This window comes from Streptomyces sp. Isolate_45 (genome assembly GCF_024721315.2).
Taxonomy (GTDB): Bacteria; Actinomycetota; Actinomycetes; order Streptomycetales; family Streptomycetaceae; genus Streptomyces.
Map to the genome: position 1 here is coordinate 1 of NZ_JANFAK020000107.1, position 23,055 is coordinate 23,055.

Genomic DNA, 23,055 nt, shown 5'->3' on the forward strand with positions numbered 1-23,055 from the left:
GACTTTTGTCCGCGGACAAAAGTCGGGGCCCATCCCGCGCGTGGATGGGCCCCTGGGTTCAGCAGCCGACCGGACGGAGAACCCCCTTCTCCCCGCACCCGCGGGGATGGTCCCTCGTCCTCCCAGCGCTGTCGGGCCATACCCCGCTGCTCCCTGCACCCGCGGGGATGGTCCCATCGCGCCGCTGCCGAGTCTGCGGCAACGCGTCTGCTCCCCACACCCGCGGGGATGGTCCCCAGGGGCCCCTCTCCATTCACCGGAGAGGGGGGCTGCTCCCCGCACCCGCGGGGATGGTCCCGAGGACGAGGTATCGGCCTGTCCTTCGTGACGCTGCTCCCCGCACCCGCGGGGATGGTCCCGGCGTCGATGTCGCCGAGGATCTGCTCGACACCTGCTCCCCGCACCCGCGGGGATGGTCCCGTGATGGTGATGGACGGCGCGGGACCAATGAACTGTTCCCCGCACCCGCGGGGATGGTCCCCGGGACGACCGGACGATGTGCATCGTGGAACCCTGCTCCCTGCACCCGCAGGGATGGTCCTCACAAAATTGTGATCGGCGCGCACACGTTCGCCTGCTCCCCACACTCGCGGGGATGGTCCCTGGGGGGTAGGAGCACCGGACAGTTCTGCTCCCCCACCCGCGGGGATGATCCCCCTCAAAGCCTTCCCAACGCTGGGAAGGTTTCTCGGCTCCCTGCACCCGCGGGGGAACCCGTGCTTCTGCTCCCCGGGCCTGCGGAAATGTCTCTGCGCGCGGTGATCGGTCTCAGCGCGGAACCGCCCGGACAGGTCCGCCCGGGCCCGCCCGACTTTTGTCCGCGGACAAAAGTCGGGGCCCATCCCGCGCGTGGATGGGCCCCTGGGTTCAGCAGCCGACCGGACGGTCGGGGTCGTCCAGCCAGGCTTGCGACCCGGACCGGCTCGCGGTGAGGCCGAAGCGGGTGATGTGCGGGCGGCCCCGCAGTTCGTACCAGGTGTAGGCGGCCGTGACCTCGGCCCACAGGTCGCGCGGGCCCCAGGAGGTGACCGCGCCGGCCTCCCACCAGTCGCCGTAGCGGACGATCGTGGCCGAGGTGCCGGCCTCGTCGACGAACTGCACCTTCCGGTCCTGGCCCTCGCCCCGGTGCGAGAAGGAGACGTCCGGGACCTGGAGGCCGATGGCGAAGTCCTGGAGGTACCCGGCGCCCAGTACCTGTTCCGGGTCGATGGGTGAGGTCCGGCCCGTCGACTCGTCCGGGACCCGGAGGTCGACGGTCGGCCGCTCGCCGCGCACCCACATGTACGAGGAGGAGCCGATGAACCTGCCCTCGGCCGCTCCCCCGTCGACCACCAGGTCGAGCAGGCCCGCGTTGCTGTAGGCGGTGCCGTACGGGGTGAGGATCCGCCCGCCGTCCCGCGTCTGCTCCACCCACGCGCGCGGGATCCGGCGCACGGCGGCGGTGCTGATCACCCGGTCGAACGGAGCGTGCTCGGGAGCCCCGAGGAGTCCGTCGCCCGTGATCAGTTCGGGTTCGTAGCCCTGTGCCTTCAGGTTGGTCACGGCCTTGGCCGCGAGCGCCTCGTCGACCTCGACCGTGGTCACGTGCCGTGCGCCGACCCGCTCGCACAGCAGGGCGGTGTGGTATCCGGAGCCGGTACCGATCTCCAGGACGGTGTGGTCCTCGCCGAGTTCCAGGGCCGCGAGCTTGCGCAGGACGATGTCCAGGGCGGACACGGACGAGGTGAACTCGCCCGCGCTCGGACCCGGTGCCGTGTCGCCGTCGTCGAGTTGGGTGACCACCGACCGGTGGGGATCCCATACCGCCCTGCCCCAGGCCTGCGGATCCTCCTCGCGGTCGATGAACGTCCAGAGCCCGTCCTCGTCCGGCACGTTCAACCACACCGCCCGCGGGACGAACGCCTCCCGGTCCACCGCGTCGAAGGCCTCCGTCAGCCACCGCTCCCGCAGCAGTCCCGCGGTCACGAGGGCTCCCCGGCAGATCTCCCGGTTCACTTCTTCCCCGGCGGAGGGGGCGGAGGCGACGACGGTTGGGGCGAGGGCCGACCGCCGCCCGAGCTGCCTCCGCTGGGCGGAGGGGTCCACGGCTTGTCCTGCGGCTGTCCGGAATGCTTGCCCATCCGGTTCTCCCATCGGGTTGACGGAGTACGCGCTGCCCCGGTACCGGGGCGGGCGGATCGAGCGGATCGGGCTGACACCGAACTCGGCTTCGGAACACCCCGACGAGCACGCTAGGTGCTCGGAACCGCTCCCGTCCGGCGGTTGCGCGGGATTGCGCCGCCCCCGGCTCCCGCTCATCAGCCAGGCCGCTGTGTGGCTTGTACCGGCCGCGAGCGCCAACACGCACTACCCCATGAGAGTGGTCTCCGAAGTGCATGTTCGTGACGTTCGCATCACCGGCGACCACCGGACTACCCGCCACCGGACTGCGTGCCGGCGGACTACCCCGCCCGCTCGGCCTCGGCCCGCAGCTTGCGAGCTCGCTCGGCGGGGTCGTAGCTCGACCCGACGCCCTCGACCAGCAGCAGGTCGCCCTCGATGTGGTCGGCACGCAGGCGCAGGATGGCTTGGTAGGCCGGAGAGTCGTACCAGGCACGGGCTTCGGGCAGGCCGGGAAACTCGATCAGCACCATGCTGCCGGGCCACGTTCCCTCCACGACCTCGGCCGGTGGGCCGTGGATGACGAAGCGGCCGGCGAAAGGGTCGAGGGTCGCCTGGATGCGCTCCAGGTACTCGACGACGTCGGGGTGATGTCGGCGGCCGCGGAGATGGGCGAATCCGTAAGCGGGCATCATCGGGCTCCTCGGTTCCAGGGGGATGCCCTCGAACGTAGCCGGCGGCAGCCGGGCGGTGCGATAACCCCGGAGGTAATCGACAGCACCATCGCCCGAATAAGCGTTCGTCCGCGGAGAGCCTTGTCCCTACCCTGAGTTGGAGCGGGACCGCGCGTGGTCCCGTAGGTTGCGGTGCCGTGGCAGAGCGGTCCAATGCGATCGCCGTGGGCGAGGTCCCTCCCACGGCGACTGACGGAGACGGGGCGGACCTGCTCCCCTCTGTCCGCGGGTTCAAATCCCGTCGGCACCGCAACCGATGCCCCGGACCCGGTCCGGAACACGGACGCGCCATGTCGTCCCGCGACCGGCCTGCGGAGTCGACAGGCGCCGCGCCACGACCACGGCAAAGGACCCGACCCTGCCTGCGCAGGATCGGGCCCCTCGTACCCATGGCCGAACTCCGTGACTACCCGTCCTGGTTGCCCTCGATCAGGAGGAGCGCCAACGCCTCGCGGTGTTCCGCCGACATGTGCTGGCGGATCGCCTCGTAGACGGCCTTCGGGTCCTGCCAAGCCACCGCCCCGGAGTCAGTGCCCCGCGCCTGCGGCGGGATGACTCCCTCCTGCTCGCGCGCCCGCACCGGCTCCCGCGGGCTCGTCGGCGCCGACGGCATCGGCGCGGCCACCGGGCTCTCCGCTGCCTGCTCCGCGACCGGCACGAACGGCTCAGGCAGCGACTCGGACAGCGACTCGGGCACCGGCTGCGGCTCCCGACTTTTGTCCGCGGACAAAAGTCGGGCCGGCTCGGGCGCCCCCTCCCCCGGGTCCGAAACCTTGACCACAGCCGGCGGGGTCACCTCCTGCGCATCCCGCAGGATCTCCCGCTGCACCGCCTTGACCTGGGCTTCCTCGGCCTTGTTGGCCTTCAGGAGATCCAGCAGTTCAGCAGCCCCCACCCCCGGACGGTCCTTCGCCGCACGGGCCAGCAGCCGGCCGTCGCGCTCGGGCATCTCCCCCGCGCTCAGCATTCGCTGGATCTCCTCCGGCAGCTCCAGCAGCACCAGCTGATTGGTGACCCAAGACGGAGACTTGCCCAGGCGCTCCGCCGCCCGCGACTTCGCCCCGTGCTCCTTGCCCCCCTCGGCGCAGGTGTCGACCAGCTGCTGAACACCTCGGGCACGTTCGACGACGTCGAAGTCCTCCCGCTCCAGGTTCTCGGCCAGCAGGTGGTCGATGAAGTCCGTGCGGGAGCCCGCCAGGTCGTCCCGTACGACGAAGTCAAGCGCCTCCAGTCCCACGTGCAGCGCGCTGCGGAACCGCCGCTCGCCATTGATCAGGACGTACGCCGCCGCCCCGATCCGGGACTCATGGTCCGGCCACAGCGCCAGGTACGCACCCCGGCCGACGACGACGCATGCCGACAGCTGCGCCTGCCGCAGCTCCTCGCCGAAGCGGGTCATCTCCTCGTCCGTGCCGAAGTTCCGGCGCGGGTTCAGCGGCGTCGGCGACACCTGGTCCAGGGGGACGCGCACGAGCTCGTACGCCGGTACGTCGCCCTGCGCGACGGCCTTGGCCCGCCCGCGCTCGCTCCGTCCCCCGGTACGCCTGGCGTTGCTGAACGCCGCGCCCGTACCGAGCAGGTCGCTCTTGCTCATCCCACGATCCTCCGGGCGATCTCGCGCATCGCGTCCGCCTGCTCGCACTCAGGCGCGTAGTGCAGCAGCGGAAGCTTCACGCGCACCGCCTCACGCTGCTCCTTGAGGTCGGAGATGACGGTGATGACCGGCGGATCACCGAACTCCTTCCAGCTGTTGAGGGAGGAGGTCACCACGTAGCCCTTGCGGCTGTCGTACAGGTTCACCACGAAGCCGAGCTGCGCGATCTCGATGTCCAGGTCGTCGATCAGATCCTCGAGCTGTTCGCTCAGCATGTCGTAGGCGTCGGCCGACGTGTCCTCCGCCTGGACCGGAATGATCAGGCCGGAGGTCTTCTCGGCCTCGCCCTCCCGGGTCCGCGCGTAGTACAGAGCGGTGTCCATCGTGTACCCGAGGCTCGGCGGGCAGTCGACGACGATGAAGTCGAACTCCTCCTCCAGATCCTCCAGGGCCTTCTCCAGCGCCGTCTCCTTCGTCCGCACGTGACGTGTCGTCGCGAGCCGGGCGTCCAGCAGGAAGGCGTCCTTGCAGGCGGGCAGGAGGAACAGCCGTCCCGCGAACACACCGTGCTCGATCGGAACCAGCAGGTCCCGGACACGACCCTCGATCTCGCCGAGCATGTGCTTGGCCAGGCTCAGCTCCTTGATGCCCAGCATCTCCGCGCCCAGGTGTCGCGTCAGGTGGCCCTGAGGGTCGAAGTCGATGACGCACACGCGCGCGCCGGTCTCCGCGAGCGCCTGCGAAACACCGTTGCTGATGGCGCTCTTGCCGACGCCACCCTTCTGGTTGCAGACCACGATCCGGTGGGCACCCTCGTGCGCGGGCCGGTGCCGGCCCACCGGAGTGCGGTGGGTGTCCAGCCACAAACGGATCGACTGGGCGACACCCTGGTTGTACGGGACCTCCCGGGCCCTGCAGTCGTCCTTGAAGTCGCCGTACAGCCCACTGGGCAGGTACGTCGAGAAGGAGGACGCACCGGAGGTGTCCACGGTGGTCGCGGCGGAGGCATCGGCACGCCAGGCGTGTACGCCCTCGGTGACGGCGTCCTGGATGTCCACGCCCAACTGGGCTGCGCGGACCTTGAGTTCCTGTCGCAGGGAGGCAGGCAGCTTGACGACTACCTTTTCCCTGTCTTCCGGATCGTATGGAGCGGTCATGCGGGTACCTTACTAACCTTCTGGCCGGAAGGCGAAGAGGCTCGCCCCAGCTACTTTGCCCGGATTCAGGCTCTGTTGGCAGCGAATGTCACCGGGTACCCGGGTGACCTGCCTCGCTCGCGGTGAGCCAATCCCAGGCGGTCTGGAACAACTTGTCCTGTCTCAGCCAAGTCCGGGCAGTCTCTACGAACTCCAGACAACCCGGGCGGTGTCTCACACATCTCCGGGCAAGTTGTGCGGTGTCTCAGTCTTCTCCAGGTACGTGGGCTCTTCGCTGCCTACGGTCGTAGAGCTGGTTGGTTCACGCCGGAGGCCCGATGCATGCGGACGAGACGTCGGTGTACGACGTCGAGCTGGAGCACGTGGACACGGCCGACGTCAGAGAACGTGGGCGGCTGAGGCATCTGCGGTCTGTCCGGTTCGAGGCCGTGTCGCCGACCCGCCGGTTTCCTGTCTTCCGAGGTCAGAGGAACTGGTGTGGTTGGTACTGGTCCGCAACCTGTGGCGGCATGTGGGTTACGAGTCGTGGCTGGAGCGGGCGGCCGCCCCCAGCATGACCTGTGCCAGATCATGGACGCGGTCCTTCACGTCGATCGAACCGGGGTCCCCTGGCGGTACTTGCCTCATGACTTCGCCCCGTGGGAGACGGTCTACGGCTACTTCGCTGCCTGGTGTCGGCGTACACGGAGGAAGTGCTCCGCCTGGTGCACGCGACCGTGCGCCGCTCGTTGTGCCGGAGCGCAGCTGGTCCGTGGCCTGAAGTCCTGGTTCCAAGGTTGTTGTCGAGATGGGTCCATCGGCCGATGCCCGCCCCGATCACGAAGGTGATCATGAGGGTTGTTCGTTCGAGCCGAGGAGGAGCCATGCGGGTGGAGCAGGTGAACTGGGTGGAGATTCCGGCCGGGTTGTTGCGTCGGGGTACGCCGGTCGACGAGGTGGCGGTAGTGGCCCGCCGCTACGCGGACACCGGGGTGCCGGTGGAGTGGTACGCGAAGGAAGCCCCGCGCGCGGAGATCCACGTCCCGATGTTCCGGATCGCCCGTACCCCGGTCACGGTCGGCCAGTGGGCAGTCTTCGCGGCGGCCACCGGCCGGCCGGTCCCGCAGAGGCCTGCGGACCACCCGGTCATCGGGGTCGCCTGGGAGGCGGCGACGGCCTACTGCCGGTGGCTCGGGGAACGGCTCGGCCTCGATGTGCGGCTGCCCACGGAGGACGAGTGGGAGCGCGCCGCGCGGGGCGACGACGGCCGGGAGTTCCCGTGGGGGCAGGAGTACCGCACCGGCCTGGCCAATCTGGTGGACCTCGGCATCGGCACCACGACGCCGGTCGGCTCGTTCCCCGACGGAGCCGGCCCCTTCGGCGTGCTGGACATGGCGGGTAACGCCGACGAGTGGACCTCCACCCTCTATGCTCCCTACCCCGGCGCGCCCGCAGAGGTGCCGAGCACCGAGGATTGGGCCTTCGACCGGCACATCACCCGTGGCGGCTCCTTCCGCCACGACCGGGACCTGGCCCGGTGCGCCCGCCGCCACGGTGCCTATGAGCCGGACCTCGAAGCGATCGGCGTGGGCTTCCGCCTGGCGGCACCCGCCGCGTAGAACCAGGCACCATGCCGACATCGCATCACAGGCGGCATCCCCTCAAAACTGTGCATTTACAGCTGTACCGACCTGTCCACACATTCCGTCGCTTCTGTTGGGCTTGCGGCGTAGGTACCTTTCACCCGATCCGCGTTTGTGCCGGCCAGCAGTGTTCAGGACTCGTGGACGACTGCGCGAGAGGTGTCGGGCACCGTGCGCGAGTGGGTCACTGCCATATGCGAAATGACGGGGCACTGTGGGGGGTCGTTGGCCGTCGGAGTTCGGTTGCTCGGTAGCGAGGGCCAAGGCTGGTGATTTCGGAGACAAGGGCGGCCCGATGGGTGGGGTCCCGGATTGGCCGGCGAGACATGTGACGGATCGGGACGCCATGGGTGATCTCGCCAGGAGGGCCGCAGCCGATCTGGACTGGCCGAAGGGTCCAAGCTGGCTGGAGACGAACTTCCAACGCCTGCAGTAAAGTTGGATGGTCCTAGCCGCTACGGAGCCTATGCAGGTCGGCCACGGTGAAGCTTGGGTAGTTCCGTTAGCGGTGTGAGGGAAAATATGGGTTTTGCGCGGCTTCGTGCCGGATTTATCGTGTCGGCATTCGTGGTGGCGGGGACGATGGTGGGGCCGCCGGCCACCGCTGCTTCGCAGCCACCGAACTGCGACGTGGGGCGCCTGTGCCTCTATCGGAATACGAACTTCGGAAGCGGCCAGCTGAACATCCTGTCGCACAATATTGGCAATGTGAATACGCCTGGCTATCACAGGTCTCTCGGTCTTTTCAACAACGTGACGTCATCCCTCTCCAACCAGACCAACATGCGGGTCTGCCTCTACAGCGGACAGAACCGGCAGGGGAACGTCATGGCCGTCGGCCCGTACGAAAACTGGGATCAGCTTCCGTTCTGGGCCGAAGACGACATCGAGTCCGTCTTCAAGTGCTGAGCGAGCATATCCGGCTCTGACATGGGGATTTTGTGGCTCTGGCCCCGCCGACAGCGGGGCCAGAGCATCTTTTGTGAAGGCATGCCGACGGCGAAGCCGCAGTGCGAGGTCGACAACCTGCCCCTGGTGAGCGGTGCCGCGGGCCCCTTGAGGCGATGTGGCCGGCCGGCTTCGAGCTTGCGGAGCAGGTTCGCGGGGAAACCGCGGCCTTCCTTCTCAGTGGCCAAGGGCGGCCATGCGGACCGGCATCACTCCGAGGACCAGGTTCTCCATGGCCTCGGGCATGCGGCCGAACCGGGCCAGCCAGTTGGCCACGACATACAGTTCGCCTTGCTCGTCCAGTCCGAGGAACGCGTGCCCGTGGTCAAGTTCGCCCAGCGGGAAGAGGCAGCGGCGGATCTCCTCGCCCCACTCGCCGAAGCGGTCGTCCTCGCCCAGCGCAAGCAACGGGTCGAGTTCGAACGGCTCCCGCGCTCTGGTGATCCCGGGACCCTTGCTGCCGACCGTCAAGCCGCCGAACTCGCGCAGGAAGTCCTCGGCAGCAGCATGGATACGAAAGCCGTCCGCTTCCAGCCGCTCTCGCCACACTGTCGTGTCGATGCTTCGCCCGGGATACCAGCCCGCACCACGCAGTACTGCGTCCACCTCGGCCGACCAGACGTGCGGCTCCTCAACCTGAGCTACCTGACGGTCACGGATCAGACGGGCTGCGAACGCGACAGCCTCGGCGGGATCGGCCGTCTTGAAGGTGACCGGGTGTCGCCGTTCCGAGCGGCCCACTACCGAATATGACTCCGGAAGAGCAAACATCGCCGGCAGCGGCTCATGGCCCCGCTCCTCCCAGCTGTCCGATGCCGACAAGCTGAGCTGCCGCATCGAGATCCACGGATACATCGCACTCAGCAGCGGCTCACGCCTGGCTGCTTGAAGCAACAGCCATAGGGATGGCGAGGACCGCTCGTCTTCAGCCGACTGAGGACGATTCGCCTCCAGGAGCTCCGCCCAAGCCTTTGCGTGACTGCGCTTCGAGCCTTCAGATCCCATGCCCCCGACGATGTGGCACTTTCACTGTCCCGGTCAACAACGAAGGCCCCGAGCTACGGCCACGCCAGGTGCGCGATCGCCGTTCCCTTCCAGCTCCTCGTCGAGCTAGTTGCGCAAGCGGGAAGCCGTGGAGAAGGTGCCTGCAGTTCGGGTTGACCGAGACGAGAATCGTGCCACCGTCCAGGTCAACCCGAACCAGGCCTGGTCACCGCATGTCCACGGCCCACCTTCACCGAGACAGGACACCGGGCTCGTAGGAGTTACCTGACACTCCTTCACTTCAGCGACTCATGCCTGCGAAGAACCGGGATCTTGTCAGTCATCAAATGCGGACCGTACATCCCAGGGGCCGGCCCCTGGACCCCGCCAGCGCCTGGCCGCGCTGGACCGGCCACGGCATGGGGGGCTCCTCGCCCCCCAGACCCCCTCGCCAGGCGCTTTGGCGCCCTGGACCCGCCCACCCCTCAGGCCCTGCCCGACCTCCCTGACGGTCGGCCGTGCACCCCTCGGGCGCTGGGCGCCCTCACTGGGCATGAGGGCGCGGGCAAAGGGTGGTTGCGCTGGGCAGCGGTTGCTGTGGGGGAGGTGGCCGATCACAGAAAGTACAGCTCCCGTTGAGTTTCACGTGACGTGGCGGGGGTCGTCGTGGGGGAGTACTGACACTTCGCCAACTGTCGGGACGTGGCATGACCTGCGGCAGGGCCTGCGGCACACCCTGCCTCAGAGCCTCGGATGAGCCCAACGAACCAGGATCAGCGTGTGGCTGAGGCCGTCCGGGACGGTTGCTCTTTAATAAGAGGGCGCCGCGATTTTAAGCCTCTGACCTGCGGTTTTGTCCCAACCTATGTGTCCCCCAGGACACATTTGGGGTCCTGAAATGTGTACCTGGGGAGCACATTTCGCGAAAAACTCAAGCACTGCTTTAGTTTCTGGAAGCCCCAACAGGCCTGGAAACACCGCAGGTCAGAGAGTTGCGCCCGAGCCGCCAAGAGCCGAAATCGATGCGTGCGCGTTGCAAATGTGTGTCGCCATCGCGACAACCGAAATCAAGCAGCCGTGTACTTCCGGCGCTTTGGCGCGGAGGAACTTCACGTACCGTGTACTTTTGGCGCAGTGTTCGAACAGAGTCGTCGCGAGAGCCCTTGTCCGGCGAGTCGGAGCGCCAAAAGACAAGCACACGTTGATGTTTTGGATAGTCTCGGACCGCCTGAGTAACAAGGAGGTCCTGTGACATCTGATCCGCCCGCCCGTCGTCGGCGCGGGCCCCGGCCAGTACCCGCTCCCACCGCCGCGGGGAACGATGCCGAGTACGGAGACATCCTGGCGGTCCTCGGCCAGCAGCTCGGCGAGAAGGTGGCCGAGGCCACCGACCCCGCAGGCCGCCGTCGGCTCAAGGGAGTTCACTTCGAGTACGCCGCCGACCCGCGTGCCGTGCACGACATGGCCGGGGGCGCCGGGTACAGCCTGGCCAGCAACTGGTTCACGCAGTTGCTGGCGCAGTTGGCCGTCGCGAACAGCATCACCAAGTCACAGCTGTGCGTCTTCCTCTTCGTGGCGGGCGGGCAGGTGCCAGGGACGGGCATCACCCAGTACACGCAGCAGGAGATCACGGACGGACTGAACAAGATCGCCGCCCAGAAGGGCGGCAAGATGATCACGCGATCCACGGTCAACCGCGCCGTCCAAGGGCTGTGCGGCTACAACTGGGTGGAGAAGGCCGGCAACGGCCGCATCCAGATCAACGTACGGCTGTGGTTCAACGGCAACAGCACGGCACAGCACGACGTGCTCGCCGAGATCTCCGACCGGCACGAACACGACGTCGAGGCGTTCCCCTACGCGGTGGGTCCCGAAGGTGCCCACCAGGAGGAGCTCGAACTCGACTTCGGACGTGAGGACGAAGACCGCTTTCAGGGTAGGAGGCGTACCGGATGATAGTTCTGCCACGCCCCCGTGCGGGCGCCCGCTCACGAGGAAGGCTCTCCCATGGCTAACGTCATGTCTCCGATCATCGCGGAGCGCATCTGGGCCCTGCCGCTGTCCGGGTCCGCCGTCAAGTTCCTCCAGTACCTGGTCTCCCGCAGCGACTTCGGCGGGACGCTCCCGGTCCGGCAGAAGGACATGGCGGCCGAGTACGGGGTCACGCCCCAGGCCGTGAGCGGGCTCATGGCGCCGCTGTGCGACCTGAACATCGTCCTCAGGCCGCGCAGCGAGGAGCGCAACGGCAACTCGTACCGGCTCCACCCGCTCGCGGCGAAGTACGAAAGCCCCGAGGACATGGAAGCGGCGTTCCGTTCGGCGCTGGTCCGCATCCAGACGGGCGACCTGCCGAACCTGAAGCTGCCGACGTACCAGCAGACGCCGCCCAGCCCGACCGGCCGGCCGAAGCTGCAGGTCGCGTAGGGAGCAGGCGCACCAAAGACGGAAGGCCCCCCACCGAAGTGGGGGGCCTTCCGCGCCTGAGTAACAGAATGGTTCCGCCAGTATATCCACCGGGCCGGGGGAGCGCGCGGCCGTACAGCATTGCCCGATTTGACCGTGTCTCCGGTCAGGGGCGGGCCTTGGCCCTACGCGGCGGGTACGGACCAGTCGATCGGTTCGTCGAGCCCTTGGGGCGCGTAGACGACGCGCGCCGGCCGCTTGTCGCCCGGTACGGGATAGGGGATCTTGCCTCGGACGCAGTCCCCCTGCTTGACCACCTCGTCGCCGCTCGGGAACTCCGGCTTGGGCATGTCGCCGCCGTTGAGCCCGGTGACCTTGATGCGCGTACCGTCCTCGTAGGCGAGTGACCAGGGGAACTGGCTGACGCTGAAGTTTTCTCCCCCCGTGTTGCAGACCTTGACCTCGGCGGTGGCCCACACGTCACCGCCCTGGGTGACGGGGTCGGGCGGCCGGGGCCCCGCGACGGGCTGGGTGTAGGCGAGGAGGACAGCACTCACCTTGCTGGTGCCGTCGTCGAACTCGGCGACCTCACCCACGGCGAACCGCTTCTTGGCCCGCGTCGGCGAAGGCGGGGCCACGGCTGCGGCTGCGGACGAGGCGGCCGGACTGCCGGACCCGGCCGCACCGGGCGACACCTGACCCTTGCCCGACCCTGAGGCGTCCGGACCACCGCACGCGGTGAGCGCGGCGAGGACCACCATCGTACTGACCGTGCTGCTGACGGAAACCGTGATGGCTCTGACACTGCTGTGGCGCATGGATCCCCCCGGGGCGTGTGTGCTCTGGAGGTCAGCATGACGGGTCCTCAGCAACGCCTGTCACCCGCCCGGGTGGGGAAGGCGACGACGGGGCGATAGGGGGCGAGGCAGAGGCCGGCCGCGCCGCCGACCAGGCACCGCAGGAGCGCCGACGGGGATGGCGGCGACTCGGACCGCTTGGGGAAGGCGACGGCTGTTCCGTGGAGTTCCCTACGTCAAGAGGTGGAGCTTTTGGCGTATTTGCCGGAGTCGCTGAAAGTGCAGAATATGAGCCCACCGCGCGCATAGACTCCCAGCTCAGGAAGCCTGCTCCCCGCACCCGCGGGGATGACCCCTGGTCCTGCGGGCGCGACCGGTGCGGCCGGTACTGCTCCCCGCACCCGCGGGGATGACCCCCCGATCCCGGTGCTCTGGTCCCACATGTCCCACTGCTCCCCGCACCCGCGGGGATGACCCCGTCAGTGGAACCAGAGACATGTCACCCCTCCTCTGCTCCCCGCACCCGCGGGGATGACCCCGGCGAGATCCGCCCCGTAGACGGTGCTGATCCCTGCTCCCCGCACCCGCGGGGATGACCCCGAGCTCGCCGCAGCGCGCGTGATCCGCCTCGCCTGCTCCCCGCACCCGCGGGGATGACCCCGTCGCTGCCCTGGAGCGGCAGATCGACGAACTCTGCTCCCCGCACCCGCGGGGATGACCCCTTGAGACGCTCTGCGAGCGTTCCCCGGTTGGACTGCTCCCCGCCCCGCGGGGATGGCCCCCGCCCGCGAGGGAGGAGCGCAACACAGCAAATCTGCTCCCCGCACCCGCGGGGATGTTCCGGCGGCCCGTTCGCCGGTGAGGGCTGCGACGCGGGCCGTCCGCTCGGACGGGCCCGCGTCGTGTCGCGCCGGATCAGTCGTTGAACTTGTCGAGGAGGTAGCTCGTGACGGCCCGTACGGCGCCCGAGAGGGCCGCGCCGGCGAGGGCCAGGGCGACCTTCATCCGGGACGTACGGGGCCGGCCGTGCCTGGGCTGCTGGTCCATCAGGGCCTCCTGGGGCTCGGAGGCCCGCCGTCCTGCTCGTGACGCCGACGGCGGGCCCGGCTTACCAACTCGCCTTCTGCGGTGGTGAAATAACAGATACGCCTCCGCCTGGTGCCGGAGGGTGACGGAAGGGGTTGTCCGGGGGTAACGGGGCCGTGGCAGGGGTTGTCCCGGCATAAACGAGGGGGAGGGGAATGCCGCCACGCACTCGGGCCGGCAGGCCATGGGGTCCGCTGCAGGGCGACACCGTGGAGATCAATGAGATCGCCACGCTGTTGCGGGGGTGGATCGACGAGGCCGCGATCAACGTCAAGGCGCTCCACGCCAAACTGACCGATGATCATTTCCCGCTGCGCAACGGAGCGGACCCGAAGGCGCCCCGGGTACCGCAGCAGGGCAAGATGTACGACTTCCTGAACGGCAAGACACTGACCCGTGAGATGGCCGAAGCGGTGATCGACGTCACCACGGGGGAGTCCGCCGTCCAGACCGCCCGCCTCACCCAGGTGGGAGAGCTCTTCAGGAAGATCGACGACGCCCCGACACCGGTCGTCGTCCCCGGCACGGTGCAAGCGGAACTGCAGAAGGCCAGGAAGGGCCTCGCCCGTGCACAGGGGGAGATCGAAACGCTCCGCCACGCGCAACGGCTCAGCGACCAGGCCCGGTCCGAGGCGCAGGACGTCGCCACCAGGATGTACGTCCAGCTCAACGACATGCGCAACCGCATCGAATCCCTGACCCGTGAACGGGACCGGCTGCGCTCCCAGGTCGTTCTTCAACTCGCCTCTCCACCCGCCCACCAAGCCGAGTTGAACGCGTTGCAGCAGCGGCTGGAGCGGGCGCAGCGCAACGAGGCGGCCACGGCCGAAACGCTCAGGCGTGCCGAGGAGGACGGCAGGGCCGCGCGCAGGGTGGCCGAGGAGGCGACACGGCTCCTGATGGAGAAGGAGAAGGAGCTCACCCGACTGCGGGAGCAGGCACCGGAGACCATCGTGGCCGAGGAGGCGCCGCCGCAGGACGAGGCGAGGGCGGACGAACCACAGGTACAGACTCTCCCCGAGTACGACATCGACGTCGAGGACACCGCCGCGCTCGAGGTCGAAATCGCCCAGGAGCGGCTCGCACGTGGCCGGGACGCCAAGGACCGGGCGAGCAAGGACATCGGCCTTTTCCCGGACCACATCCCGGGTGTGGTCGTGCCGCCGGGCGACGAGGAATTGTCTCCGACAACCCCGGACAACCCTCCGACCGGCCAAAACGATCCGATGCCGCCACCGGCCCCGACCGTGCCCCCTGCCACCGGCCGGGACCACCAGGAGCCGACTCGGCCGTCCGACCCCGATGCCGAGCCCGAGCCGCGTCCGTCCTCCAACCGCCGGAGGAAGCGCCTGCCGTCCGGATACGAACTGGTGGAGGAGCGCAACAGGCGGCTCGCGATGACCGTGATCCACGCGGCTGTCCTCCTCGCCTCGTTCAGCGCGAGTGGGGCGCTCCTGACCCTCCCGCAGATCCGCGACGGGATGTCCCTGACGCCGAACGGCACCCAGTGGGTGATCGCCGGTGATCTGGCAGGGCTCGCCGCCGGTCTCCTGTGGAGTCATCCCGCCCAGGCACGCTCCACCCGTAAGCGGCTCTTCCTCATCGGCGTGCTCGCACTGACCGCGGGCAGTGTGCTGGCCGTACCTCCGTGGGGGCCCGGAGCGACCTGGATGGCGGCCGGTCGAGTCCTTCAGGGCCTGGGCCAAGGTCTCCTCCTGTCGTCCCTGCTGCCGCTCCTCGAAACCGTCAGGAACGGTCGGACGGCGAACGGTCGTACGATCGGCGCCGGATTCCGGTCCGACGTGTGGACCCCCTGCACGACCGCCTTCGTGGCCGCCGGAACGGCAACGGGCCTCGCGGCCGGGCTGACGGCGCAGCAGTGGGGATGGCAGTGGGTCTTCCACGGGCCGGCATGGCTCGGCGGCACCCTCCTCATCGCGGGTTTCTTCTTCCTGCCACCCGACTCCTGGACCAAGCCGACTGCCGCGGTCGGCATCGGGCCGTTCGCCATCCGGGTCCAGCACATGACGTCGGTCAACCTCCGCGTCACGGCGCTCTACTTGGCGGGACTCCTGGCGGTCACGGCCGGCATCGGCTTGCTGGTCACACACCCCTGGTACTCGCTGCCCGTCCTGGTCCCTGTGGCCGCCGGTTGGTACGCCATGGTCAAGTCCGCGACGTGGGACGAGGATGACGAGAGCCGGTACAGCCCGCCGTCGCCCCCGCCTTCCGCCTCCGAGCGTCTCGCGGCCCTGCTCGGCGCACAGGTTCTGTACGTCGCCCCCGTGTACCTCGTGCTCTACCTGTACGAGGTGCTGCGTTACGACGTCCTGAGCACGGCAGCGCTGATGTGCGCGGTCCTCGCGCCTCAGCCGGCGGCCGGTTGGGTAGCCCGTCGTCTCACCCTCCATGGCCGTCTGATCGTCCGCACCGTCGGCCTGCTGTGCGCGGGAAGCGGCGTGCTGCTGGTGTCACGGGTCGGCCCGGTGGGTGCCGACCTGTGGGATGTGCTGATGCCGCTGATCCTGGCCGGGGTGGGCTCGACGGCCATCCGCATGGGGCAGTCACCGTCGTCGACGGTCTTTCCCCAGCAACTCTGGAAGACGGCATGCGCGTCAGGTGCACTGGGTATCGCCGGCGCCGCAGTCCTCGCCGACCGCGTGGCCGCCGGTCACGGCGACACCACGGCGACGCAACAGCAGCTGCTCGCTCAGACGTACGGGGAAGCCCTCTTCGCCACAGCGGTGTGCGCGGGGATCGCCGCCGTCATCGTCGCGGCCCTCCCGGCGGCCTCGGGCGCCGAGCCACGGGCCTTGCCCACCTTCGTCGACTCCTTGGCCGATCTACTGGAAGGGGTCGTCGTCCTGTGTGTCGCGCTGCTGCCCGCGTACATGGCAGCCGTCACCACGTCGGCGTTCCGCCACGCGCTGAGCGCCGACCCGAAGCCGGACCTCAGCTTCCTGATCCTCTACGTACTTCTCGGCCTGACCGCACTGACCCTGACGGCCTACGTCCTGCACGTGAAGATCGTGAGGTTCCGGAGCGAAGCGACGTCCGGAAAGGAGTGGACCCGCTACACCGACGTGCTGACCGGCACAGTCGCGGTCGGGGCAGGAGCGGGCATTCCGCTGGGAGCCTTCGGGAGCCTCGGCCTCTTCACCGCCCCGGGGGCTTGGCTCGCTGACCTTGTGGGTCTGGTCTGATCCACCGGCTCGCGGGGGCGGGGGCGGGGGAGGGCGCGGCGAGGGAAGCCGGTTCCCTCGCTGCCCAGCTCCAGGCGCCCGGCCGGCCTGAATCGGCAGCTGACGCCGAGTCGTGCGTCGAGAGCTGCGGGGTGTACGGGCTGGAGTGCGGGGCCTCCTGCGGTGCAGGAGGCCGGCATCCTCAGCAACGTTGGCCGCCTGCGGGGGCGCACGACGCGCCGGATGGCGGGGGCTTGACGGACGGGCAGTGGCGGAGCACGGCGACCGGAGCCCGCTGGGGGTCCGGTCGGGGTGACTACCTTGAACGGGTCCCGGAGGGCCGTGTCGGGGAGTGCCCTTATATGAATAAAATGCCGATTAACAACATTTGCCGGAATCAGTGAAAGTGCCCGATCCGAGCCGACTGGGCCCATAGACTCCCAGCTCAGCTAGCCTGCTCCCCGCACCCGCGGGGATGAACCCACTGATCGATTCCTCGGTCGCCACGGGGCTCACTGCTCCCCGCACCCGCGGGGATGAACCCTCAAGGCGGCCCGGGACCTGCAAAGCTCCGTGCTGCTCCCCGCACTCGCGGGGATGAACCCGATCTACGACCTCATCGAGGGTGACGCCGACGCTGCTCCCCGCACTCGCGGGGATGAACCCCGACCCGTCCGTGTCCGCACGCCCGTACGTCGCTGCTCCCCACACTCGCGGGGATGAACCCCACCGGGTTGGGGCCGCCCTCGTTTCCGGGGCGACTGCTCCCCGCACTCGCGGGGATGAACCCTCGCCCTATTCCGGCAAAGGTTGAGGGCAGGCCTGCTCCCCGCACTCGCGGGGATGAACCCGCGGTCATGGGCGCTATCAACGCGGCCGGCAACTGCTCCCCGCACTCGCGGGGATGAACCCGGTGGCCGCGTCCCAGCCGAAGTTGGTGGCCACTGCTCCCCGCACCCGCGGGGATGACCCCGCCTACGTGATGGACTGCTTCGCGACCCTGGCCTGCTCCCCGCACCCGCGGGGATGACCCCTGGGTCGGCTGGCCACAGCCGACGTCGCCGCGCACCCGCGGGGATGACCCCGCGGCGCGCTGGGACGCGACCCACATCCCGCACTGCTCCCCGCACCCGCGGGGATGACCCCGCCTACGTGATGGACTGCTTCGCGACCCTGGCCTGCTCCCCGCACCCGCGGGGATGACCCCTGGGTCGGCTGGCCACAGCCGACGTCGCCGCGCACCCGCGGGGATGACCCCGCGGCGCGCTGGGACGCGACCCACATCCCGCACTGCTCCCCGCACCCGCGGGGATGACCCCCCGCAGGCGTCAGCTACACGGGCGGACGGCCCCTGCTCCCCGCACCCGCGGGGATGACCCCGACAAGCGCCGGATGGCGGGCGGTCTCATCTGCTGCTCCCCGCACCCGTCGTCGAGCAGCCCGGTCGGTAGTACGGATTTCGCCGGGTAGAACCCGGAGCCGCTCCGCTCCCGCACGGCCTCCTGAAGCTTTCGATCCTGCGGGTGCGGTTGGTCCGGATCCAGGACGACAACGACGCGGCGGGACAGGGGCGCGACGATCCCCCGTGGCGACGGCGGTCAGGAAAGGTGAGCGGCGTACGCGTAAACCGCCGACGAACAGCAGGACCACCAGGCTCAGGCCTGCACCGAATCCGCTGCGCCGCAGAAATGCCAGCGGGTGTCGGGCGGCCCAGCGAAGCCGCGGCAGGCGCCTGCCCCTGTTTCGAGGCTGTACGGCGCGCTCCACGGTCACGCGCCGTGGGCGCGGCGCGAGCGGCGGCCGCGACGTCCTCACGCTCGTCGCCCGTCACCGCCCCGGCGCCCTGATCCGCACCGGCCGGAAGGCCCTCGGCTGGCGACAGGCTGACCTCGGAGCACGACTCGGCTGCTCCCGCTCCACCGTCAGCCGACTCGAACAGGGGTCTCTGTCGGACCTCGCCCTGATCAGGCGGGCCGCCGGCGAGGTGGGTGTCCCCGGCCACCTCCTCATCGCTTCCTTAGACCTGACAACTCGTATGGTGCCTAAAGTTGCTGATGATCCGTCGCCTGCTCAGGAGGACCCGATGCGCCGCCGCACCGTCATCACCGCCGTCGGCCTCGCCACGCCCCTCAGCCTCCTCGGAGGCCTGGAGACTGCCCTCGCCGTCACCCCGGACCCGAGCGGTTCCCCCGTCCCCCTGGACGCCCGCCTGGCAGCCGCCCGCACCCTCTTCGACGCCGGCCGCCACACCCAGCTCGTGGAAGACCTTCCTGGACTCCTGGGCGACGCACACCACGCGGCCGAGGCCCGACAGGATGTCGATTACGCCCGGCTCTCCGCCGCCTACACCCTCGCCGCCACCATTCTCAACAAGCTCGGCGCATACCGACAGTCACGACTCGTGGCCGACCGGGCGACCACGTACGCCAACATCTCCGGCTCCCCCCTCGCGGCCGCGGCAGCCGCCCGCGAACTCGCCGCCGTACTCCGCCACCAGGGCCAGGAGGCAGCAGCGCAGCGCCACATCGAGGCCGCCGTGGCGCGCGTCGAGGCGACGGGCCTGAACAATGCTGCGCAGGCTTCCGCGTACGCGCAGATGCTTGCCTCCAGTGCCTACACCGCGGCTATCGCCGACGACCGCGACCAGGCTCTTGCAATGATCCGTGAAGCCGCCCGGGCGGCCCGCGATCTACCGGGCCAGGCCCCACCCGGGCGCCTGTTCCCCATCACCCCGGCCGCGATCGACCTCTACGCGGTCGGTGTGCATTGGTCACTCGGCGACGCCGGGGCTGCTCTGGAAGCCGGAAAGGGACTGCACCCGGCCCAGTTCGCCACCGCGGAACGCAAAAGCCGGATGCACACCGACCTGGCCCGGGCGTGGCACCTGAGGGGCCGGCCCGAGCAAGCGGCCGCCGAACTGCTCAAGGCTGCCCGCGTGTCCCGCTCGGAAGTCCGCGACCGGCCACCCATTCGGCAGATCGTCACCGACCTCCAGAGCAGCCACCCACGCACGGCCGGCGTCCGCGAACTCACGGCTCTCGTCGGCCCCACTCGGTAGGGCGAGGCAAGGGCGCCGTCCGGACACGGTGCTCGGCATCCTCGACTGATCACTGCGGGCTTGATCGCCGCCTATCGGCCTCGACGCCCGGCGTCGCCCACTCGACCTCAGCCCTTCAGTTGGTTGAACAGGGAGTCCCAGAAGATTGATTCCGGGTCGGGTGGGCCCATAGACTCCCAGCTCAGCTAGCCTGCTCCCCGCACCCGCGGGGATGACCCCGCCGCGCACGGGGCCGGTGAAGAGGAGTACGACTGCTCCCCGCACCCGCGGGGATGACCCCAAGGATGGGGTGATCAACCCCCACAACGCGGACTGCTCCCCGCACCCGCGCGGATGACCCCTGGATCCGAGCGTCGCCCTCGCCGTCGCCGGACTGCTCCCCGCACCCGCGGGGATGACCCCAAGCCCTTAAGCGGGCCGCCGCAGAGGTTGTCCCTGCTCCCCGCACCTGCGGGGGATGACCCCGCGACCGAGAGACCCTGCCCCACCGACTCCGCCTGCTCCCCGCACCTGCGGGGATGAATCCCGGTTCAGGTCCTTCTCACCCAGGTCCAGGCCGCTGCAGCTCGGTGGTGAACTACTACGGCTCCATCACCGTGGACTACGAGCACGGACTGGCCCAGTTCGACGAGCGGGCCACCGGCCGCTGCGGACCGTGGGAGCCGGGCTGTAGAGCAGCGAATCGGCCCCGGTGAGGTGCGGGCGCCCGGAGCGTGCGGGCCCGTCAGGGATTGGGTAGCGGAAGGCCGGACGTCTGCGGGTGCCGCAGGTTGCTTTCCGTCGTAGACGTGCAGGGTGGCAGAGCTGGGAGTCGGCGGCCAATGACGGAGCCTCCGGGGGAGGCGCTGCGGCATGGTGGGGGCGCCGTACTACTGGTGCCTCACCTGTCAGGTTCGTACGGCCGGCAGAACCGCGTCCGGCAGGCGCAGATGACCGCCGCAGCCACCCACAGCGTTGCGACAGCGCCGGGGTGGTCCACCATCACCACGGACAGGCCGGACACCACCGTGACCAGCGACACCATCAAGGGCCGGTCCCGCTTGCGGTACCGCCGGAGCCGCGCGGCTATGGCCGCGTCGAGGCTCTCGCCGAGGAGCTCGTCGAGAGCCTCGGCCACACGGTCGTCGATGAGGTCGCCGAAGCGGCCCTCAAAGAGAAGCGGATCGCCGCAGGACACCCGAGTGGTGGTCATCGACCTGTCCTCCGTCATCAACTGGTTTGCTGCCATGGCCACAACTCTGCCCGTCAAAGCCTCCGCTGCCAGTCCTGTCTCCCCACGGCCCGGCGGTGGGTTTTCCCTACCCCGAACTCGTGGGTTGTCCGTGTGCCGCTGACGCGGGCCACCCGCCTAGTGTTTTCGGAGTCAGCGGATGAATCGAGAAGCATGGGACCACGATGGACGAGTACAGGAGTCGGGATGCCGGCTCCGACAGGTGGTGCGGGCCGGATCAGGTGACCGGGAAGCCGAGTTCGCGGACGGGGACCGCGAGCCAGGTCCTTCCACGCAATCCCGTGCGGGCTCTGAAATCGCCCCAGCTGTGGTTGGCGTCCGCGCACCTGGCGGCCGACGGCGTATCCGCGCTCGCCGGTTTCGCCGTGCTGACGCTGCTGGTGACCGGCATCTGCCTCCTGCCGGTCGCCCTCACCGGCGCACCACTGGTGATCGCGGCGGCCTGGCTGCTGCAACGACTCGCGGATGCCGAGCGCGACCGGTACGCCATCCTGTGCGGGCTGGAGATTCCCGCACCGTCGGCTCCGGAACTGTCCAGGAACCTGCTGCGGTCCACGCTCACCGTGCTGACCAACCGCTCGACGTGGCGGCAGGTCTGCTACTTCGCGCTGCTGATCCCGGTGTCTGCCCTGAACGTGGTCGCGGTCGCCCTGGCCTGGGCCGGCCCGACGATGCTGGCCCTGCTGCCCTTCTACTACGCGGAGCTGCCCCTGGGGCGGGCCGCTATCGGTCCGCTGAACATCGACAACACGGGCACGGCCCTGGCCGTCGCGGCGGTCGGAGTGCTTACCGGCCTGACGGTGTCACCGGCGGTGATACGCACCCTGCGGGCCCTGGACGTCTCTCTCGCCCGCACTCTGTTCGCCCCCTCCCGGGACACCCGACTCACCCAGCAGGTCGCGTACCTGACGGCCAGCCGGGCACGGGTGGTCGACGCCGCGGAGGCCGAGCGGCGGCGGATCGAGCGCGATCTGCACGACGGTGCGCAGCAGCGTCTCGTGGCCATGGCTATGACTCTGGGCCGGGCCAGCTCGCGGCTCAGGGGCGCTGGACACCCCGAGACGGTGGAGTTGATCGAGAGTGCCCGCAGCGAAGCCCGCGAGGCCATCAACGAGTTGCGCGACCTGACCCGGGGACTGCACCCGCCGGTCCTCACCGACCGGGGGCTGGACGCCGCGCTGTCCGCGGTGGCCGCCCGTTCCCCGATCCCGGTCACGATCGACGTTGATGCCGTACCGAGGCCGTCCACCACGGTCGAGGGCATCGCCTACTTCGTGGTGAGCGAGGCCCTGACCAACGTGGCCAAGCATGCCGCGGCCAGCACTGCCTGGGTGACGATCCGCCGTATCGACGACCGGCTGGCGGTGACGATCGGCGACGACGGTATCGGCGGGGCGACCCTCGGACGGGGCGGTGGCCTGAGCGGCCTCGCGGACCGGGTCTCCGGGGTCGACGGCAGACTGAGGGTCACCAGCCCGGTCGGCGGGCCGACCGTCATCGAAGTGGACATGAAATGCGTGTAGTGATCGCCGAGGATTCCACCTTGCTGCGGCAGGGGATCGTACTGCTCCTGGAGGAGCAGGGCATCGAGGTGGTGGCCGCGGTCGGCGACGGCGAAGCCCTGCTGAGGGCCGTTGCCGAGCACCATCCCGATGTGTGCGTTGTCGACGTACGCATGCCGCCCACCTTCGTCGACGAGGGTCTGCGCGCCGCACTGGTGATCCGTAACCGCTGGCCGGAGGTCGGGGTGCTCGTCCTCTCCCAGTACGTCGAGGAGAGCTACGCCATCGACCTGATCGGGGACGACACCCGAGGGGTCGGCTATCTGCTCAAGGACCGGGTCTCCGACGTCGACGACTTCGTCGACGCCCTGAAGCGGATCGTGCTGGGGGACACCGTCCTCGACCCCGAGGTGGTCAAGCAGGTGCTGGCGCGCAGCCGCAAGCGGGACCCGCTCGCCGCGCTGTCCCCCCGGGAGAAGGACGTCCTGTCAGGCATGGCCGAGGGCCGCTCGAACTCGGGGATCGCCGCACAACTGGTCATCGGTCCCGCCGCAGTCGAAAAGCACATCAGCAACATTTTCGCGAAGTTCGGACTGCACCCGGAGGACGGCGAGAACCGCCGGGTCCGCGCAGTCCTGCGCTACTTGGGAGCTTGAA

17 protein-coding genes, 1 tRNA gene, 1 pseudogene and 1 CRISPR repeat array are annotated in these 23,055 nt (G+C 69.2%); of the genes and pseudogenes, 11 read left to right on the forward strand and 8 right to left on the reverse strand.

Translation table 11 applies throughout. From position 1 onward, the window contains the following. Nucleotides 1–867: 867 nt before the first annotated feature. Together NOD94_RS28260 and NOD94_RS28265 are read right to left on the reverse strand one after the other, a co-directional pair. Entirely contained in the window at nucleotides 868–2,085 is a 1,218-nt protein-coding gene (locus NOD94_RS28260; protein ID WP_281208955.1) for a methyltransferase domain-containing protein, read from the reverse strand. A 356-nt stretch (nucleotides 2,086–2,441) separates the two neighbouring features. After that, nucleotides 2,442–2,792, reverse strand: coding sequence for a DUF1330 domain-containing protein (locus NOD94_RS28265; protein ID WP_281208956.1), 351 nt, complete (start codon nucleotides 2,790–2,792; stop codon nucleotides 2,442–2,444). A 173-nt stretch (nucleotides 2,793–2,965) separates the two neighbouring features. On the opposite strand from NOD94_RS28265, the gene NOD94_RS28270 reads away from it, so the two are divergent. After that, nucleotides 2,966–3,084 (forward strand) — tRNA-Gly (locus NOD94_RS28270). Between the two features lie 156 nt (nucleotides 3,085–3,240). On the opposite strand, the gene NOD94_RS28275 is transcribed toward NOD94_RS28270, so the two are convergent. Beyond that, on the reverse strand, nucleotides 3,241–4,428 hold the full coding sequence (locus tag NOD94_RS28275; RefSeq protein WP_281208957.1) for a ParB/RepB/Spo0J family partition protein: 1,188 nt from the start codon (nucleotides 4,426–4,428) through the stop codon (nucleotides 3,241–3,243). After that, nucleotides 4,425–5,585, reverse strand: a complete 1,161-nt coding sequence (locus tag NOD94_RS28280) for a ParA family protein (protein WP_281208958.1) — start codon at nucleotides 5,583–5,585, stop codon at nucleotides 4,425–4,427. The genes NOD94_RS28275 and NOD94_RS28280 overlap by 4 nt, the downstream gene beginning before the upstream one ends. A 546-nt stretch (nucleotides 5,586–6,131) precedes the next feature. On the opposite strand from NOD94_RS28280, the pseudogene NOD94_RS28285 reads away from it, so the two are divergent. The 3 genes and pseudogenes from NOD94_RS28285 to NOD94_RS28295 form a co-directional block, all read left to right on the forward strand. Then, nucleotides 6,132–6,257 (forward strand): annotated as a pseudogene (locus NOD94_RS28285) (transposase); the annotation flags it as partial. A gap of 191 nt (nucleotides 6,258–6,448) precedes the next feature. After that, nucleotides 6,449–7,183, forward strand: a complete 735-nt coding sequence (locus tag NOD94_RS28290) for a formylglycine-generating enzyme family protein (protein ID WP_281208959.1) — start codon at nucleotides 6,449–6,451, stop codon at nucleotides 7,181–7,183. 579 nt (nucleotides 7,184–7,762) lie between these two features. Beyond that, nucleotides 7,763–8,116 carry a peptidase inhibitor family I36 protein gene (locus NOD94_RS28295; RefSeq protein WP_281208960.1) on the forward strand — a complete coding sequence of 118 codons (354 nt, stop codon included), beginning with the start codon at nucleotides 7,763–7,765 and terminating at the stop codon, nucleotides 8,114–8,116. A gap of 216 nt (nucleotides 8,117–8,332) precedes the next feature. On the opposite strand, the gene NOD94_RS28300 is transcribed toward NOD94_RS28295, so the two are convergent. Continuing rightward, nucleotides 8,333–9,160 (reverse strand): SUKH-3 domain-containing protein, encoded by an 828-nt coding sequence (locus tag NOD94_RS28300; protein WP_281208961.1) that lies wholly within the window; start codon nucleotides 9,158–9,160, stop codon nucleotides 8,333–8,335. Between the two features lie 1,227 nt (nucleotides 9,161–10,387). Between NOD94_RS28300 and NOD94_RS28305 the strand changes: the two genes are divergently transcribed. After that, a complete protein-coding gene (locus NOD94_RS28305) occupies nucleotides 10,388–11,095 on the forward strand; it encodes a hypothetical protein (protein ID WP_281208962.1) in 708 nt (235 codons plus the stop codon). Nucleotides 11,096–11,146: 51 nt separating this feature from the next. Then, entirely contained in the window at nucleotides 11,147–11,563 is a 417-nt protein-coding gene (locus NOD94_RS28310; RefSeq protein WP_281208963.1) for a hypothetical protein, read from the forward strand. Nucleotides 11,564–11,727: 164 nt separating this feature from the next. On the opposite strand, the gene NOD94_RS28315 is transcribed toward NOD94_RS28310, so the two are convergent. Both NOD94_RS28315 and NOD94_RS28320 read right to left on the reverse strand, forming a co-directional pair. Beyond that, nucleotides 11,728–12,360, reverse strand: a complete 633-nt coding sequence (locus NOD94_RS28315) for a DUF4352 domain-containing protein (RefSeq protein ID WP_281208964.1) — start codon at nucleotides 12,358–12,360, stop codon at nucleotides 11,728–11,730. Between the two features lie 306 nt (nucleotides 12,361–12,666). Next, nucleotides 12,667–13,182: a CRISPR direct-repeat array (repeat unit 29 nt; unit sequence CTGCTCCCCGCACCCGCGGGGATGACCCC). 72 nt (nucleotides 13,183–13,254) lie between these two features. Continuing rightward, nucleotides 13,255–13,386, reverse strand: coding sequence for a hypothetical protein (locus NOD94_RS28320; RefSeq protein WP_281208965.1), 132 nt, complete (start codon nucleotides 13,384–13,386; stop codon nucleotides 13,255–13,257). Between the two features lie 248 nt (nucleotides 13,387–13,634). Here NOD94_RS28320 and NOD94_RS28325 point away from each other — a divergent pair, with 248 nt between their 5' ends. From NOD94_RS28325 to NOD94_RS28335, 3 genes are all read left to right on the forward strand, one after another. After that, complete coding sequence (locus tag NOD94_RS28325) at nucleotides 13,635–16,628, forward strand: MFS transporter (RefSeq protein WP_281208966.1); 2,994 nt, start codon at nucleotides 13,635–13,637, stop codon at nucleotides 16,626–16,628. A gap of 1,351 nt (nucleotides 16,629–17,979) precedes the next feature. Beyond that, on the forward strand, nucleotides 17,980–19,665 hold the full coding sequence (locus tag NOD94_RS28330) for a helix-turn-helix transcriptional regulator (RefSeq protein ID WP_348652359.1): 1,686 nt from the start codon (nucleotides 17,980–17,982) through the stop codon (nucleotides 19,663–19,665). Between the two features lie 569 nt (nucleotides 19,666–20,234). Beyond that, nucleotides 20,235–20,360 carry a hypothetical protein gene (locus tag NOD94_RS28335; RefSeq protein WP_281208967.1) on the forward strand — a complete coding sequence of 42 codons (126 nt, stop codon included), beginning with the start codon at nucleotides 20,235–20,237 and terminating at the stop codon, nucleotides 20,358–20,360. Nucleotides 20,361–20,545: 185 nt separating this feature from the next. Here the strand turns inward: NOD94_RS28335 and NOD94_RS28340 are convergent, their stop codons facing one another. Further along, nucleotides 20,546–20,893 carry a hypothetical protein gene (locus tag NOD94_RS28340; protein WP_281208968.1) on the reverse strand — a complete coding sequence of 116 codons (348 nt, stop codon included), beginning with the start codon at nucleotides 20,891–20,893 and terminating at the stop codon, nucleotides 20,546–20,548. Nucleotides 20,894–21,177: 284 nt separating this feature from the next. On the opposite strand from NOD94_RS28340, the gene NOD94_RS28345 reads away from it, so the two are divergent. Both NOD94_RS28345 and NOD94_RS28350 read left to right on the forward strand, forming a co-directional pair. Then, on the forward strand, nucleotides 21,178–22,419 hold the full coding sequence (locus NOD94_RS28345; RefSeq protein ID WP_281208969.1) for a sensor domain-containing protein: 1,242 nt from the start codon (nucleotides 21,178–21,180) through the stop codon (nucleotides 22,417–22,419). Beyond that, nucleotides 22,410–23,054: a response regulator transcription factor gene (locus NOD94_RS28350; RefSeq protein WP_281208971.1), complete on the forward strand. Its 645-nt coding sequence runs from the start codon at nucleotides 22,410–22,412 to the stop codon at nucleotides 23,052–23,054. The genes NOD94_RS28345 and NOD94_RS28350 overlap by 10 nt, the downstream gene beginning before the upstream one ends. The last annotated feature ends 1 nt before the right edge of the window (nucleotide 23,055 follow it).